This window comes from Pseudomonas sp. AU12215 (assembly GCF_001675465.2).
GTDB lineage: Bacteria > Pseudomonadota > Gammaproteobacteria > Pseudomonadales > Pseudomonadaceae > Pseudomonas > Pseudomonas nitroreducens.
In genome coordinates, this window is record NZ_MACM02000140.1 from 70,691 (window position 1) to 85,695 (window position 15,005).

Consider the following 15,005-nt stretch of genomic DNA (forward strand, 5'->3'; position numbering starts at 1 on the left):
GGCGCCCTTCGTCGAACTTGCGCGAACCCTTACAGGTTGTAGCCGCGTTCGTTGTGCAGGGAGAGGTCCAGACCCACGGTTTCCTCTTCCTCGGTGACGCGCAGGCCCATGACCAGGTCCAGGACCTTGAGGATCACGAAGCTGACGATACCGGTGTAGACGATGGTGAAGGCCACGCCCTTGAACTGGGTGAACAGCTGCGCGCCGATGTCGGTCACGGTGCCGAAGCCGCCCAGGGCCGGCGCTGCGAACACGCCGGTGAGCAGGGCGCCGACGATACCGCCGACCGCATGCACGCCGAAGGCGTCCAGGGAGTCGTCATAGCCGACGGCGCGCTTGAGGCTGGTAGCGGCGAAGAAGCAGATCACGCCGGCCGCCAGGCCGATCACGATGGCGCCCATCGGGCCGCAGGTACCGGCGGCCGGGGTGATGGCCACCAGGCCGGCAACCACACCCGAAGCGATGCCCAGGGCGCTCGGCTTACCGTGGGTGATCCACTCGGCAAACATCCAGCCCAGGGCGGCGGCGGCGGTGGCGATCTGGGTGACCAGCATGGCCATGCCGGCAGTGCCGTTGGCAGCAGCGGCGGAACCGGCGTTGAAGCCGAACCAGCCCACCCACAGCAGCGCGGCGCCGATCAGGGTGTAGCCCAGGTTGTGCGGTGCCATGGCAGCGGTCGGGTAGCCCTTGCGCTTGCCCAGCACGATGCACGCCACCAGGCCGGCGATACCGGCGTTGATGTGCACCACGGTGCCACCGGCGAAGTCCAGCACGCCCCAGTCCCACAGCAGGCCGCCGTCACCACTCCAGACCATGTGGGCGATCGGTGCGTAGACCAGGGTGAACCACAGCGCGGTGAAGATCAGCATGGCCGAGAACTTCATGCGCTCGGCGAAGGCGCCGACGATCAGGGCCGGAGTGATGATCGCGAAGGTCATCTGGAACATCACGAAGATGCTTTCCGGGAACAGCGCCGCGGCAGAGGTCAGGCCGGTGCTGGTCAGGCCACTGAGGAAGGCCTTGTCCAGGCCGCCGACGAAGGAGGCGAAGTTGACCACGCCCTTCTCCATACCGACGGTATCGAAGGCCAGGCTGTAGCCGTAGACGACCCAGAGGATGCTGATCAGCGCGGTGATCGCGAAGCACTGCATCATGATCGACAGGACGTTCTTGGCGCGCACCATGCCGCCGTAGAACAGGGCCAGGCCGGGGATGGTCATCAGCAGCACCAGGGCACTGGAAATCAGCATCCAGGCGGTGTCACCGCTGTTCAGGACGGGGGCCGCAGCCTCGTCGGCCAAGGCCAGACCGGGCATTGCGAGGGGCAATAGGGCGCCTAGCCCTGCGTATTTGCGCAGAGTCATTGTTGTTTCTCCTGGGGCGTGGGGTTCGGTGTGGGCTTGGCTTAGATCGCGTCGGTGCCGGTTTCGCCGGTACGGATACGAATGGCCTGTTCCAGATTTACGACAAAGATCTTGCCGTCACCGATCTTCCCGGTGTTGGCGGCCTTGGTGATGGCTTCGATAACACGATCCAGCTGGTCATCGGCAATGGCGACATCGATCTTCACCTTCGGCAGGAAATCGACAACGTATTCCGCGCCACGGTACAGCTCGGTGTGGCCCTTCTGCCGGCCGAAGCCTTTGACTTCGGTCACAGTGATGCCCTGCACGCCGATCTCGGACAGCGACTCACGAACGTCGTCCAGCTTGAACGGCTTGATGATGGCTGTGACTAGCTTCATGTAACTCTCTCCCGTGTTTTGGTGGACCCGCCCCAGGAAGAACGAACCCGGAGACAAGTCTAAGCGCAGTGTCTGGCTTTTGTAATGCGCCGGCCGCCCTACCTCAGCACTCCGACTGCGTTGATCGAAGCGATCCCCTGCCTCGCCTGCCGCACCGGAACTGCATCGGTGCACGCCATGTATGCCCCAAAGCATGAAGCTTGCCAGTTCGTGGAAATGCCCGCGCCATCAGGCACTTGGCTTAAAAAAGGAGTTTCTGGCGATTCGCCAGTGCCGCCCGGGCGCACCGAAAGCGCGCACGGCGGGCGGGCACACTGCTCAAAAAGCGTGCAACCCCGCACGCCGCAGCCGGCGGCGGCTGCGTGATAGACTGCGCTCTGATTCAATCCGGAACCCATGAACCATGCTGCCGCCCAAAGCCTTCCTCGATGCCATCAGCCAACAAGCCGGACGTCTGTTCGGTGGCGAATCGCCCCTGCCGAAGGCCGAGCTGGAAGCCCAGTTCAAGGTTCTGATGCAGAGCGCCTTCAGCAAGCTCGACCTGGTCAGCCGCGACGAATTCGACAGCCAGATGGTCGTCCTCGCCCGTACCCGCGCGCGCCTCGAGGCGCTGGAAGCCAAGGTCGCGGAAATGGAAGCCAAGCTCTCGCCGCCCGCCGCCGAACCCGCCGAGTAATCCCCTCCTGGCGGGCGGCATGCGATCCAGGAGTGATCCATGTCCCTCGCCATCATCCATAGCCGCGCCCAGGTCGGCGTGGAAGCGCCCGGCGTCATCGTCGAGGCACACCTGGCCAACGGCCTGCCTTCCCTGACCCTGGTCGGCCTGCCCGAAGGCGCCGTGAAAGAGAGCAAGGACCGCGTGCGCAGCGCCCTGCTCAACGCCGGCTTCGATTTCCCCAACCGACGCATCACCCTGAACCTCGCCCCGGCCGACCTGCCGAAGGATGGCGGGCGCTTCGACCTGGCCATTGCCCTGGGCATCCTCGCCGCCAGCGGCCAATTGGCCGACGCTGCCGGGCTGGATGAACTGGAATGCCTGGGCGAACTGGCGCTGTCCGGCACTTTGCGCCCGGTCCCCGGAGTACTACCCGCCGCCCTGGCTGCCCGCGCCGCCGGCCGCGCCCTGGTGGTGCCGAAGGAGAACGCCGAAGAGGCCAGCCTCGCCAGCGGCCTGACCGTCTACGCCGTCGGCCACCTGCTGGAACTGGCCGCGCACTTCAGCGGCCAGGAGCGACTGCGTCCTTATGAGGCGAACGGCCTGATGCGGGTAACGCCGCCCTATCCGGACCTGTCGGAAGTCCAGGGTCAGGCCGCCGCCAAGCGCGCGCTATTGGTCGCCGCTGCCGGGGCGCACAACCTGCTGTTCAGCGGTCCGCCCGGCACCGGCAAGACCCTGCTCGCCAGCCGCCTGCCCGGTCTGATGCCGCCGCTGAACGAAGACGAGGCATTGCAGGTTGCGGCGATCCATTCCGTGGCAGGTCGCGGGCCGCTGACTCACTGGCCACAGCGCCCCTTCAGACAACCGCACCACACCGCCTCCGCACCGGCGCTGGTCGGCGGGGGAAGCCGCCCGCAGCCGGGCGAGATCACACTGGCGCACGAGGGTGTGTTGTTCCTGGATGAATTGCCGGAGTTCGATCGCAAGGTCCTGGAGGTTCTCCGCGAACCGCTGGAAGGGGGCGAAATTGTCATCGCCCGCGCCAGCGGCCGTGTGCGCTTCCCGGCACGCTTCCAGTTGGTGGCAGCGATGAACCCCTGCCCCTGCGGCTATCTCGGCGACCCCAGCGGCCGTTGCCGCTGTTCGCCGGAACAGATCCAGCGCTACCGCGCCAAGCTCTCCGGGCCACTGCTGGACCGCATCGACCTGCACCTCACCGTCAACCGTGAAAGCACCACCCTTGCCCCCAGCGGGCCCAGCACCAGCAGCGCGGAACTGGCCACTCAGGTCGCCGCTGCCCGCCAGCGCCAACTCGCCCGCCAGGGCTGCGCGAACGCGTTTCTTACGCTGAAGAAAATGCACCAATATTGTGCATTAAGCCCGGAAGACCAGGCCTGGCTGGAAAAGGCCGGCGAGCGCCTGAACCTGTCACTGCGCGCCCTGCACCGGATTCTCAAGGTCGCCCGCACCCTTGCCGACCTGCAGCAGGAAGACCGCATCGCGCGCCCGCACCTGGCCGAAGCGCTGCAATACCGTGCGGGGCACTAGCGCGGCAGGCCCTCGGCGATGGCGAGGAGATTCAGCTCGACCGTCGCATTCTTCGGCAACTGATAGACGCCGACCGACGTGCGCGTGTGCACGCCGGCCACGCCCAGCACCTCATACAGGACTGCCGAGGCGCCGTCGGCCACCTCGCTGTGCTGGGTAAAGTGCTCCGCCGACTGCACGAACACATTGAGCTGCAGCACCTTGCGCACCCGCTCGAGATCCCCCAGCGCCTGTCGCAGCAGCGCCAGCGCCCGCATCACGCAGACTTTGGCGGCCCGTTGGGCGTCGGCCAGCGACACCTCACTGCCCGCCCGACCGGTGACGACGATTTCATCGCCTACTCGCGGAATCTGCCCGCTCAGGTGCACCTGGTTTCCCTCGATGAGGAAAGGCACGTAGTTGCCACCGATCTTCATTTCACCGCTGAAGTCGTAGCCGAGCTCGGCGGCGATCCGTTCAAACGCAGCAGCGCGCGTCTCGCTCATAAGTGCTCCCTGATTGGTCTGTAGGTGATCAGCAGCGCCAGAATGGCCGCATCGCTTCCAGCTTCGCCTGCTCGCGGCTGATGCCAATGTCGCGCAGTTGCTCGTCGGAGAGCTCCAGCAGTTGCTTGCGGGTGCGCACGCGGCGCCAGAACTGCTGCCAGCGGCTTTCGCCGTGCTCACGCGGCGCCACGCGGGTGCCGGGGATCTCCAGCAGTTCCTGTTGATAAAGGGTCAGCCGCACATCGCTCAGGCCGCTCATGTCGTCACTCCTCCAGTCGGGTTCCTCGGACGTGGGGCTAGCGTGACGAATCGGGGAAAATCATTACAGATTCAACACGACAGAGTTTTTTCCATACAGAACCGGGCGAAATCGGTCTGAATGGCGTATTTTTTCCCGATCTGTACTGCATCGAGCCGAACCAACCCGGCACGGGAGATCTGTCATGAAACGCTACGCGCAGTTGGCCGCCACCCTCGGCGAACGCATCGAGCAAGGCCTGTATCGCCCTGGCGACCGCCTGCCCTCGGTGCGCGCGCTAAGCGAAGAACATGGCGTCAGTATCAGCACCGTGCAGCAGGCCTATCGCGTACTGGAAGATGACGGCCTGGTGGAGCCGCGGCCCAAGTCCGGCTACTTCGTGCCGGAACGTCGCGAACTGCCGCCGATGCCGGCGATGACTCGCCCGGCACAGCGGCCGGTGGATGTGTCGCAGTGGGACCAGGTTCTGGAACAGGTGCGCCGCGCGCCGGGCGGCGATTTCGTCCAGCTCGGGCGCGGCACGCCGGATATCGCCAGCCCTTCGCTCAAGCCGCTGCAACGCGCGATGGTGCATGCCGCGCGGCGGACCGACCTGCAGAGCCTGGGCTACGAAGGCATCCAGGGCTCGCTGCCGCTGCGCGAGCAGATCGCCCGGCTGATGCTCGACTCCGGCTGCCAGGTGCCGCCCAGCGAGATCGTCATCACCACCGGGTGCCAGGAAGCGCTGGCCATCACCCTGCGCGCCATCTGCGAACCGGGGGACATCATCGCCATCGACTCGCCGAGCTTCCACGGCGCCATGCAGGCGCTCAAGGCGTATGGCCTGAAGGCGCTGGAAATTCCCACCGACCCCACCAACGGCATCAGCCTGGAAGCGCTGGAACTGGCGATGGAACAGTGGCCGGTGAAGCTGATCCTGCTCACCCCCAACTGCAACAATCCGCTGGGCTACATCATGCCCGACGCCCGTAAGCGCGCCCTGCTGACGCTGGCCGCGCGCTACGACGTGCCGATCCTCGAGGACGACGTCTACGGTGAACTGGCCTACGCCTTCCCGCGCCCACGCAGCATCAAGTCCTTCGACACCGACGACCGCGTCCTGCTGGCCAGCTCCTTCTCCAAGACGGTCGCGCCCGGCCTGCGCACCGGCTGGGTGGTACCGGGGCGTTACCTGGATCGCATCCTGCACTTCAAGTACATCGCCAGTGGCACCTGCGCGCCGCAGCCGCAGATGGCCCTGGCCGAGTTCGTCGGCGGCGGCCACTACGAGCCGCACATCCGCCGCATGCGCACGCAGTACCAGCGCCACCGCGACCTGATGACCGAGTGGGTCGGCCGCTACTTCCCCGAAGGCGCGCGAGTCACCCGGCCGCGCGGCGGCTTCATGCTCTGGGTCGAGTTCGACCCGCAGTTCGACAGCGTGCGGCTGAACCACGAATTGCGCCGCGACAACGTACAGGTAGCGGCGGGCAACATCTTTTCCGCCTCGGGCAAATACCGCAACTGCATCCGCATGAACTACTCCAACCGCGACCTGCCGCTGATCGAAGCGGCCGTGCGCAAGGTCGGCGCCTGCGCCGGGCGGCTCACCGCCGAGTTGCGCGAGCAGCAGGCCGAGCCGCTGCCGGCCTGAGGCGAAACATTTATCCACAGCCCGGCGCTGCCGCATGGCCGCGCCCTGCTGTACCTTGGTTTCCTTTTGCCGGGCTCCTGCCTTGACCAGTCTGACCCTAGGCCCACTGGCCATTCCCCTGCCCCACGTCCTGCTCTACCTCGGCTTCTTCGGTGCGCTGCTGGCCGGCTGGCTGGCCGGGCGCAGGCGCGGCGCCAATCCAGAAGGTGCGCTGTTCGCCATGTTCCTCGGCGGACTGCTGGCGGCACGGCTGGCATTCGTTGCGCGCTATGCCGAGCAGTACGCGGCGACGCCCCTGAGCCTTGTGGATATCCGCGATGGCGGGTTTCTCGCGCTACCGGGCGTGATCGCCGCTGCGCTGATCGGCGCCGTGCTGGCCTGGCGCAGGGCCGCACTGCGTCGCCCGCTGGCCGTCGCCGCCGTGGTCGGCGTATGCCTGTGGGGCGGCGGCAAGGCAGTGACTTCGGCGCTGGATCGCAGCCAGCAGCTTCCCGAACTCACGGTGATGGACTTGCGCGGGGCGGCCGTGGACCTGCGCGCGCGGGATGGCCGGCCCATGGTGGTGAACCTCTGGGCCACCTGGTGCCCACCGTGCCGGCGCGAAATGCCGGTGCTGGAGGCCGCCCAGAAGCAGCGCAGCGATGTGCGCTTCCTGCTGGTCAACCAGGGTGAGAACGCCGAAGCCGTGCAGCGTTTCCTGCGCGACCAGGGCCTGAGCGAAGCGGCAGTATTGCTCGACAGCGGCAACCGCCTGGGCCAGCTCACCGGTTCCTACGGCATGCCCACCACCCTGTTCTACGACGCCCAGGGGCGCCTGAAGCACAGCCAGATGGGCGAGCTTTCTGCTGCCAGCTTAGAGTACGGGCTGAATCAGCTTGGACATAGGCCCTAGCAACGCGCTCGTATTGCTAATGGCAGCGGCCTCGCCACTCGCCATATGGATGGCGCACTCGCCAATGCTTGGCATAAGCCCGTCATAGCTAGTCAGGCTATCTGACAGGATCACGCTATTGAGGACTACTCGCCTCCGGATAGCAGCTTGGCTTTACAGCAGTCCCGAACGATTGGGATGTAGACCGTTTCGCCACGTTTGACCAGGCCAAAGACAATCATTCTCCACAGAGCTTCTCGACCGTGCTTGCTGGGAACCATATGCGGGCCGAAGTAGGGCTCATCGATTTCGATCACGCCTTAGCACGGCAAAGCCTGCTCACATTCTTCGGCCAGCCGACGTCGAATACCCTGATAGACATCGTTGATTGCACGCGCACTCGAACCTGTCAGGCGCGCTGCATCACTTGCAATGAAATCCAGAGCGAAACCGCAAAATTTCTCCTCTGAGATTTTTAGCGGCTGTAGCAGCGACTTTTTTGATTAAGCTCAGAAGATATCAATTATTAAATTATACCCGCCTCTTAAGCCGAAAATTAAATCATAACTTACAACACCATCCAAGAATAAGAGTTCACCACCATGCCTTAACCTAGACAACCTAGACAAAATCACCACATGCGATAAAGAAAAAATAATTAAGCGTCTATCAAAGCCCTAACAAATTCGATAGCTACAACTCTAGCAAATCTCTACCTGATCACCCCATCAGCCAGCAACGCAGACAGATTCTTTGAATTATTACAATAGCCCCGCCCTCCACTCTATGCAAAACCAATGAAAAGTTTGTTCAAGCCAATTAACCCCCCCAACAAAGGTAAGGAGCCGTGGGAAACCGAGCTCTCCAATAGCCATGCAGATGTCTTAAAAATATTCGATGCCATTAGGAAATGTCCGAAACTCTAGCTTCGATACCTAATCTTATTACTGCCACGTATGCTGAGTTCGGCATTTCCCTGCGTACAGTTTTCGTATAAACAGCCAATTAAGCTGCACGCAATAAAATGCATCAATTCCATATATTCCGCATCATGATCAAGTGGAGCGCTCAATGAATCTATTCAGCAGTCAGGGCTTTGGAAACATCAACCAGAAGTACCCATTGACTAGTATCACTTCCAGCATCAGTGCTGGCATCAAGACACTCTCGACGGCCACCAATGCGAGCATTACCCCGAAATTCAACGGCAACACGTTGCTGGGGTCGATCAGCAAGGCAGTCGGTGACATGGGCAATAGTTCCAGCGCGGTGAGCGGCCCCGCAATCGGCCATTCTGTCCAGGACAGCCTGAAATCTGCCACCAGCGTCCTCAGCAACTTACTCACCATAAACAAGACTGATCTCGTCCAGCCAGCGCAGAACGACCTCAAAACTGTGCTCGGACTGAACACCATTAACCCGATTGACGTAACAAGCAAGATTCAGGAGAGCTTCGTAAGCTTCTTCGCCAATAGCACAGCCGAACTGAACAGCAAGCTCCAGAGTAGTAATCTGGGTAACTTCGTCGGTAACGGGGTCCTTTTCGATCCATCCGGGCTGGGCACCCAGATTCATGGCACTCTCGCTACGCTACAGAGTAAGATCGCTTCTTGGCCGACCGAGTTGAGCGCCATCTTCCAGGACAATCTCAACTATCTGAATAGCCTCATCGTCAATGGGCCGACGCTCGACCCGGACGCACTCGCCGGCACGCTCCACGACTATCTCTCCCTCCTCCGCAACAAAATCGGCTCCTTTATTCCCGCCGACCTGGTTGCCACTATGCAGGACCACCTGAATCATCTGGGCAACGGCACCTTCTTTGAGCTGTCCGATCCGGCCACTCAGATTCATGACGCTCTCGCTACCCTACTGAGCAAGATCAACACTTGGTCGACCGAGCTGAGTACTGTCTTTCAGGACAGCCTGAACCATCTGAACAGCAGCATCGTCAATGGACCGATACTCGACCCAAACGCACTGACTGATAAACTCAACGACTATCTCTCCCTCCTCCGCGGCAAGATCGGCTTACTCACGCCCGCCGACCTGGTGGCCACAATTCAGGATAGCTTGAATCACCTGGAAAACCTGCGGCACGGCACCATCTTCGACCTGTCCGAACCGGGCTCCCAGACTCACTACGACTTCGCTGCCCTGCAGAGCACGATCAGCCACCTTGTACCGACCGACCAGAGCACAGCATTCCAAGATACCTTGAGTAATATGGATAACCTCATTGGCAAAGAGGGCCCCCATGCTCAGTCAGAGTTGGACGGCAAAGGGCAGGGCGGGGTCAAATACGCAGGCGGCTTACTGGAGCATCTGTTCAGCGGCGACGGTCTCACCCTCGCGGACAGCAGCGACACGGCGGCTCAAACCAGCGCATCTAAACTGACCTCGCTCAGCCTTGCAGACATTCTGCAAGTCGGTCAGGAAGCCCTTTCGCTACCAATCCCCCAGGGGCAGGTCAGCCAGAGCCAGACGGATGCCGGCAGTTCACACCATGTGGTGCCATTTGCCGACATCCAAGAGCTTCAATCTATCCTGCCACTGAACCACGAAGTAGTCATTGCCTGATAAGGGTGCTTTGTTCCCCCAAAGCGAACGCCTGGTGAAAGATGCCAGGCGTTTGCTGGAGGCATCGAACATCCGCCAAGGCTGATACGACAGCTGATTCCAGGCCGCACACCTCCGTGCTACTGGATGCTCTACGGAGTGACGATCACCCAGTTCTTGTCGGCGGTCACCGGCTGGCCGAGCTTGGCCTGGGCCATCTGCGGCTGCGGCGCGCAGGTGCCACTGGCGATGTACTTGAAGTGSAGGATGCGATCCAGGTARCGCCCGGYACCACCCAGCCGRTGCGCAGGCCGGGCGCTACCGTCTTGGAGAAGGAACAGGCGAGCAGGCCGGATAGACAACGAAGCCCCTTCATCGACTCACCGCAATCTCCTCTCCAAACGTCACGACAACAGATTTCGATCGATGGAAGACAGCGACAGGCACACCTTTTAATTACCTCCACGCCACGAAATCTTGACTGTAAGATTAGGAATCTTCTGTTTCTACCGCGCGATGCGATACCCCTGGGGGAGTCTCATTACGATAGGCGAAGCGCCATTGAAATCGACGCGCCGCCGCAAGACGAACTCTTCGTCCTACGGCTTTTTCGCTTTATCTGAAAGGAAATTGATAAATGGGACTGCTCAGCATTTTTGGTCTGGGAAGCAACACCTCGAGCTCCGGCTCGAACAAGCTGAACATCAGCGTTTCGACCAAAACAACAGACATCAGCATCGGCACCGCCGTTGACAAGAGCAGCAGCACCTCCCAGGTCGCCGTCGCAGTCAAGGCCACAGACGCCGCGGGAAAGGTTCTGGACCTGGCGCTGAACTCCCTGGTGAACTCCAGCCAGACGGGTACCGCCGGCAAGATCGACCTGGGTGTCACGACCCAGAACGGCACCAAGACCAGCACGACTGTGCTCGAGAGTGTCGTCAATGCCGGCAAGACAGGCATTGCCAGCCAGATGGACCTGGCGGTCAAGGCGCAGGACGGCCTGAGCAAGATCGTTGATATGGCAACCAGCTCAGTCTTCACTGCCAGCAAAGAGGGCGCCGTGGCGCAAACCACCGTTGGCGTCGCCACTCAGGACGGCGCCAAGGCCTCGAGCTCCGTATTCGACGGTATCGCCAGCATCGGCAAGGACGGCGCCGCCGGCCAGTCCATCCTCGGTGTGAAACTGCAGGATGGCCTGACCAAGGCTCTGGACTTCGCCAACAACTCGCTGTTCACCATCGACAAGAACGGCGCTGCTRCCCAWTCCGACCTCGGCGTAGTCACTCATAATGGCACCCAGGTCTCCAGYTCCGTKTTCGATGGCATCGCCAGCATCGGCAAGGACGGCGCCGCCGGCCAATCCACCCTCGGTGTGAAACTGCAGGATGGYCTGACCAAGGCTCTGGACTTCGCCAACAGCTCGCTGTTCACCGCTGACAAAACGGGTGCTRCCGCCCAGACCGACCTCGGCGTTGCCACCCAGGACGGCAACAAGACCTCCAACTCCGTGCTCGATGGTATTGCCGCCATTGGCAAGAACGGCGCTGCCGGCCAGTCCGCTCTGGACGTCAAGCTGCAGGATGGGTTGAGCAAGGTGCTCGACTTCAGTCACAGCTCGCTGTTCAGCGCCGACAAGTCCGGGGCCACCGCGCAGTCTGACCTGACCACATCGGTTCAGAACGCGCAGAAGCTTGCCTCCCTCAAGATGTCCGACCTGCTGCAGATCGGCCAGGACTCACTGAGCTTCTCCGCCAATCATGCGGCCAACGTTCAGAACCAGTCGGATACCGGGTCTTACCACTCAGTCTTCAATAGCTCGCTGGACCTGCAGTCGGTCCTGCCGCTGCACCATGAGGCTGCACTGGTGTAAGACCGGGGCCATGACGCCGTAGCATCGGCAACAGGCAAACGCCCGGCAGTACCTGTCGGGCGTTTGCTTTTCGACCTGCTGCCATTCACTGTTGCATCCCCGGACCTACCAGGTGTGAATCCGACCCGCGCTGGCTCAATTCTGCGGTAGCCCGGTCATAGCTGCGGAGGCGTTTACTGAATCTCTTCGGGCGTGACGATCACCCAGTTCTTGTCGGCGGTCACCGGCTGGCCGAGCTTGGCCTGGGCCTCGGCATTCTTCTTGATCATGCCGTTGAGCTGGTCCATGTACTTGGCCTTGCGGTTGATCCACAGGTGCACGCCGTTCTCGGCGGTTCCGTTGAAGAGCATGTAGCCGTCGCTGCTGGGCGTATCGCCGCCGACCAGGATGGGCTTCTTCCACTGGTCGATGTAGGTGAGGATCGCCGCCTGCTTGCCGGCCATCCAGGTCGCCGGAGTCCACAGGTAGGGGGTGATTTCCAGGTCCAAGTTGGCCTTGGGATCATACTTGCCCTCGCTGATCTGCTTGCGCGCGGTGGTCAGCGCGCCACTCTGGCGGTCCTTGAGCAGGGTGGTGACGCCGATGACGTTCTCCGGCTTCACGTTGTAGCCGTACTTGGGATCGCTGGCGACCATGCGCACCAGTTCCTCATGGGCGGCGGTCATCACATAGACCTCGATGCCGTTCTCCATCAGCTTGTTGTACAGCTCGGTCTGGCCGGTGAAGACCTTGGGCGGGTTGATCGAGAGGGTCTTGACCACATCGCCTTCGTAATAAGTGCTGGGCACCGGCTTGCCGTAGGCCATCAGCTCGTCGACATAGCCCTTGAGCTCCTTGAGGGTGAAGCCGGAGAACACCTGGGCGACCCAGGGGTAGCAGACCAGGTCGTCGACTTCGCAGAGGCGGTAGTAGTAGCTGTTGAGGCTTTCCTTGTGGCCGTTCACGTCCTTGAAGGGGATCAGCTTGAGCGAGGGATCGAGCTTCTCGCGGGTCAGCACGCCTTTCATTTCCAGGAAGGGCAGCAGCGATTCCTCGAGGTCGTAGCGGTAGCTGGTGTTGTCCATGTCGAAGACCGCGAAGGCGCCCTTGTTGGCATTGGCAGCGATCAAGGCGTCGAGCTGCTTGGCGGCGGGCGCCGGCCAGTGCTTCAGCTCAGTGGCGGCAAACGTGGTGCTGGCGAGGCCGGCCAGGATCAGGCCGGCGAGCAAGGTGCGCATGGGCTTCATGGAATTCCCCCGAGTGGTGTTGTTGGAATGGGGAAGGCCCGAAACGGGCCCTCGCTGGACTAGTCCAGCAATGACCCTAGCAAAGCGCTGTTTCAGCTCTGCGACGGCAGCGACGCGAACCGTCGCGAAGGCGGCAGGACATATCCATACGCGCCACGCGGCTTTGCCGGCAGCGACGACTGGTCTAGTTCACCGCACGGCGCAGGCGGCCGGGGGCCTCGCCGTAGGTGTCCCTGAACTTCTTGGTGAAGGAGGCCTGGGACTGGTAGCCGACCTGGGCGGCAATGTCGCAGAGGCGCAGCTGCGAGGTGCTCAGCAGGCGGTAGGCCAATTCCATGCGCACTGTGGTCAGCAGCGCCCAGGGCGACCGCCCGGCAACCTGGGTGAACAGGCGCGTGAAAGTGGCGCGGGACATGTTCGCCCGTTCGGCCAGGGCCTCGATGGTCCATTCGTGGGCAGGCTCGTCGAGCATCGCCTGCCAGGCGCGGCTCAGGCGCCTGTCGGCGAGCAATGCCAGGGTGCCGCTGCTGGGGGTGTGCTCCTGCAGGTAGACGCGCAGGATCAGGGTGAACAGCGCCGAGGACAATGCATCGACCAGGAAGCGCGCACCGGCCTGGTTGCCGTCCGCCTCGGCGCGCAGCAGGCCGACCAGCGCGGCCACGGCATCGCCCAGTCCATTGTCCTGGCAGGACACCTTCAGGACGCTCGGCAAGGAGCCGATCAGCAGCGAGCCGCGCTGGTAATGGAAGCTGCCGCAAAGCATGTCCAGCTCGCCTTCGCCCGTGCCAAGGCGATGGACCGGCAACAGGCCCGCCTCGTGGACTTCCGGCGACTGCGCGGCCACACGAGCGCCTTGACTGCGCAACAGGTGGGCTGCACCGTCGGGAAGGACCAGTACGTCGCCTGCCTTGAGGTCCAGGGCCTGTCCGTCGGGCATTTCCGCCCGGCAGCTGCCGGACAGCACCACGTGGTACTGCGCCGTCCCCTCGGGCAAGGGCTCGTGGTCCAGCGCCCAGTCGCCGAGGAAGCGGCAACGCAGGTCGAGACTGCCGCGCAGGCCAGCGAGCTGGATGAGGTGGTCGATGGAGTTCATGGGATTCCCGGCGAAGGCAACGGCTGACAGATTATCCGCAGCGACAGGTCATTCGAAGTAGTCCACCGCTGGCATCTGCATCGCCTGCATCTCCGCCTGGAGGAATTCGCGCAGCCGCCGCAGGCGCCCCTGGTCTCGGCGTGCGCGGGGCCAGACCAGGTAGTAACTCTCGCCACTGGCGACGGCACTGGGCCAGGGCAGTGCCAGGCGGCCCTGATTGGCATCCTCGGCGACCATCACCAGGTCGCCGATGGAAACACCGTAGCCGCGGGTCGCGGCGACTATGCCCAGCTCGAGGGTATCGAATACCTGTCCGCCCTTGAGCGAGACCTGCTCCCCCAGGCCCATGCGCTGCAACCAGCGCCGCCAATCGCGACGGTCGGGGGTGGGGTGCAGCAGTTCGGCGCCGGCCAGCCGCTCGGCGTCCCAGGCGCCATCCGCCAGCAGCGCAGGCGAGCCGACGGGAATCAGCCATTCGGGAAACAGCAAGGCGGCCTCCCAGTCCGGCGGAAAGTGCCCCGAGCTCAGCAGCACCGCGCAATCGAAGGGCTCATGCACGAAGTCCACGCGATCCACGTCCATCCAGGCGCTGGTCAGCTGCACCTCGATATCACTGTTCTGCATGCGGAACTTGCTCAGCCGCGCCAGCAACCAGCGCATGGTCAGGGTCGACGGCGCCTTCAGCCGCAGCACGCCTTCGTCCGCGCGCAGGCTGGCACAGGCGCGCTCCAGCGCATCGAAGCCGTCGCGCAGGCCGGGCAGCAGCATCCGTGCGGTTTCGCTCAGCTCCAGCTGGCGGCCGCGGCGCTGGAACAGCCGGCAGGCGAAGTGTTCTTCCAGGGTCTTGATGTGCCGGCTCACCGCGCTCTGGGTGATCGCCAGTTCCTCGGCGGCGCGGGTGAAGGACGCGTGCCGCGCGGCAGCCTCGAAGGCGCGCAGGGCGTAAAGGGGCGGCAACTGGCGGTTCATGGCGGGCTCCGGCTGTCTTAAACATGAGTATGACTCATGGATGGCATCGCATTTTTCCTTTTGTGCCCGCGTCCATAACGGCCGGAGAAT

13 protein-coding genes and 1 pseudogene are annotated in these 15,005 nt (G+C 62.9%); 6 read left to right on the top strand and 8 right to left on the bottom strand.

Going from position 1 to position 15,005, the window contains the following annotated elements:
* Nucleotides 1-29 precede the first annotated feature (29 nt).
* Complete coding sequence (locus A9513_RS19525) at nucleotides 30-1,364, bottom strand: ammonium transporter (RefSeq protein ID WP_037011554.1); 1,335 nt, start codon at nucleotides 1,362-1,364, stop codon at nucleotides 30-32.
* A gap of 41 nt (nucleotides 1,365-1,405) precedes the next feature.
* Nucleotides 1,406-1,744, bottom strand: a complete 339-nt coding sequence (glnK, locus tag A9513_RS19530; RefSeq protein WP_003457590.1) for a P-II family nitrogen regulator — start codon at nucleotides 1,742-1,744, stop codon at nucleotides 1,406-1,408.
* Nucleotides 1,745-2,147: 403 nt separating this feature from the next.
* Here glnK and A9513_RS19535 point away from each other — a divergent pair, with 403 nt between their 5' ends.
* Both A9513_RS19535 and A9513_RS19540 read left to right on the top strand, forming a co-directional pair.
* Nucleotides 2,148-2,420, top strand: coding sequence for an accessory factor UbiK family protein (locus A9513_RS19535; protein ID WP_024762093.1), 273 nt, complete (start codon nucleotides 2,148-2,150; stop codon nucleotides 2,418-2,420).
* Between the two features lie 39 nt (nucleotides 2,421-2,459).
* Nucleotides 2,460-3,950: a YifB family Mg chelatase-like AAA ATPase gene (locus tag A9513_RS19540; protein ID WP_065085336.1), complete on the top strand. Its 1,491-nt coding sequence runs from the start codon at nucleotides 2,460-2,462 to the stop codon at nucleotides 3,948-3,950.
* Here A9513_RS19540 and A9513_RS19545 read toward each other — a convergent pair.
* The gene (locus A9513_RS19545) at nucleotides 3,947-4,435 is read right to left on the bottom strand and encodes a RidA family protein (RefSeq protein WP_065085337.1); all 489 of its coding nucleotides are present in this window, start codon (nucleotides 4,433-4,435) and stop codon (nucleotides 3,947-3,949) included. The genes A9513_RS19540 and A9513_RS19545 overlap by 4 nt on opposite strands.
* A 28-nt stretch (nucleotides 4,436-4,463) precedes the next feature.
* Entirely contained in the window at nucleotides 4,464-4,694 is a 231-nt protein-coding gene (locus A9513_RS19550; RefSeq protein ID WP_024762090.1) for a DUF1127 domain-containing protein, read from the bottom strand.
* 184 nt (nucleotides 4,695-4,878) lie between these two features.
* Here A9513_RS19550 and A9513_RS19555 point away from each other — a divergent pair, with 184 nt between their 5' ends.
* The 3 genes from A9513_RS19555 (at nucleotide 4,879) to A9513_RS19565 (ending at nucleotide 9,778) form a co-directional block, all read left to right on the top strand.
* Nucleotides 4,879-6,327, top strand: a complete 1,449-nt coding sequence (locus A9513_RS19555) for a PLP-dependent aminotransferase family protein (protein WP_065085338.1) — start codon at nucleotides 4,879-4,881, stop codon at nucleotides 6,325-6,327.
* Between the two features lie 82 nt (nucleotides 6,328-6,409).
* Nucleotides 6,410-7,219 carry a TlpA disulfide reductase family protein gene (locus A9513_RS19560; RefSeq protein ID WP_065085339.1) on the top strand — a complete coding sequence of 270 codons (810 nt, stop codon included), beginning with the start codon at nucleotides 6,410-6,412 and terminating at the stop codon, nucleotides 7,217-7,219.
* A 1,050-nt stretch (nucleotides 7,220-8,269) separates the two neighbouring features.
* A complete protein-coding gene (locus A9513_RS19565; protein WP_065085340.1) occupies nucleotides 8,270-9,778 on the top strand; it encodes a hypothetical protein in 1,509 nt (502 codons plus the stop codon).
* A gap of 182 nt (nucleotides 9,779-9,960) precedes the next feature.
* On the opposite strand, the pseudogene A9513_RS35665 reads toward A9513_RS19565, so the two are convergent.
* Nucleotides 9,961-10,106 (bottom strand): annotated as a pseudogene (locus A9513_RS35665) (PLP-dependent aminotransferase family protein); the annotation flags it as partial.
* Between the two features lie 288 nt (nucleotides 10,107-10,394).
* Here A9513_RS35665 and A9513_RS19575 point away from each other — a divergent pair.
* On the top strand, nucleotides 10,395-11,627 hold the full coding sequence (locus A9513_RS19575) for a hypothetical protein (protein WP_065085342.1): 1,233 nt from the start codon (nucleotides 10,395-10,397) through the stop codon (nucleotides 11,625-11,627).
* 173 nt (nucleotides 11,628-11,800) lie between these two features.
* Here A9513_RS19575 and A9513_RS19580 read toward each other — a convergent pair whose 3' ends face one another.
* The 3 genes from A9513_RS19580 to A9513_RS19590 all read right to left on the bottom strand — a co-directional run bounded on the left by A9513_RS19580 (nucleotide 11,801) and on the right by A9513_RS19590 (nucleotide 14,915).
* Complete coding sequence (locus A9513_RS19580; RefSeq protein ID WP_024762088.1) at nucleotides 11,801-12,853, bottom strand: hypothetical protein; 1,053 nt, start codon at nucleotides 12,851-12,853, stop codon at nucleotides 11,801-11,803.
* Between the two features lie 184 nt (nucleotides 12,854-13,037).
* A complete protein-coding gene (locus A9513_RS19585; protein WP_065085343.1) occupies nucleotides 13,038-13,946 on the bottom strand; it encodes an AraC family transcriptional regulator in 909 nt (302 codons plus the stop codon).
* Between the two features lie 48 nt (nucleotides 13,947-13,994).
* On the bottom strand, nucleotides 13,995-14,915 hold the full coding sequence (locus A9513_RS19590; protein WP_065085344.1) for a LysR substrate-binding domain-containing protein: 921 nt from the start codon (nucleotides 14,913-14,915) through the stop codon (nucleotides 13,995-13,997).
* Nucleotides 14,916-15,005 lie beyond the last annotated feature (90 nt).

What these genes read in the sequence shown, in the direction of transcription:
- A9513_RS19565 (WP_065085340.1), top strand. Translation starts at nt 8,270, where the DNA reads ATGAATCTATTCAGCAGTCAGGGCTTTGGAAACATCAACCAGAAGTAC.
- A9513_RS19545 (WP_065085337.1), bottom strand. Translation starts at nt 4,435, where the DNA reads ATGAGCGAGACGCGCGCTGCTGCGTTTGAACGGATCGCCGCCGAGCTC.
- A9513_RS19525 (WP_037011554.1), bottom strand. Translation starts at nt 1,364, where the DNA reads ATGACTCTGCGCAAATACGCAGGGCTAGGCGCCCTATTGCCCCTCGCA.
- A9513_RS19590 (WP_065085344.1), bottom strand. Translation starts at nt 14,915, where the DNA reads ATGAACCGCCAGTTGCCGCCCCTTTACGCCCTGCGCGCCTTCGAGGCT.
- A9513_RS19540 (WP_065085336.1), top strand. Translation starts at nt 2,460, where the DNA reads ATGTCCCTCGCCATCATCCATAGCCGCGCCCAGGTCGGCGTGGAAGCG.
- A9513_RS19555 (WP_065085338.1), top strand. Translation starts at nt 4,879, where the DNA reads ATGAAACGCTACGCGCAGTTGGCCGCCACCCTCGGCGAACGCATCGAG.
- glnK (WP_003457590.1), bottom strand. Translation starts at nt 1,744, where the DNA reads ATGAAGCTAGTCACAGCCATCATCAAGCCGTTCAAGCTGGACGACGTT.
- A9513_RS19550 (WP_024762090.1), bottom strand. Translation starts at nt 4,694, where the DNA reads ATGAGCGGCCTGAGCGATGTGCGGCTGACCCTTTATCAACAGGAACTG.
- A9513_RS19580 (WP_024762088.1), bottom strand. Translation starts at nt 12,853, where the DNA reads ATGAAGCCCATGCGCACCTTGCTCGCCGGCCTGATCCTGGCCGGCCTC.
- A9513_RS19535 (WP_024762093.1), top strand. Translation starts at nt 2,148, where the DNA reads ATGCTGCCGCCCAAAGCCTTCCTCGATGCCATCAGCCAACAAGCCGGA.
- A9513_RS19585 (WP_065085343.1), bottom strand. Translation starts at nt 13,946, where the DNA reads ATGAACTCCATCGACCACCTCATCCAGCTCGCTGGCCTGCGCGGCAGT.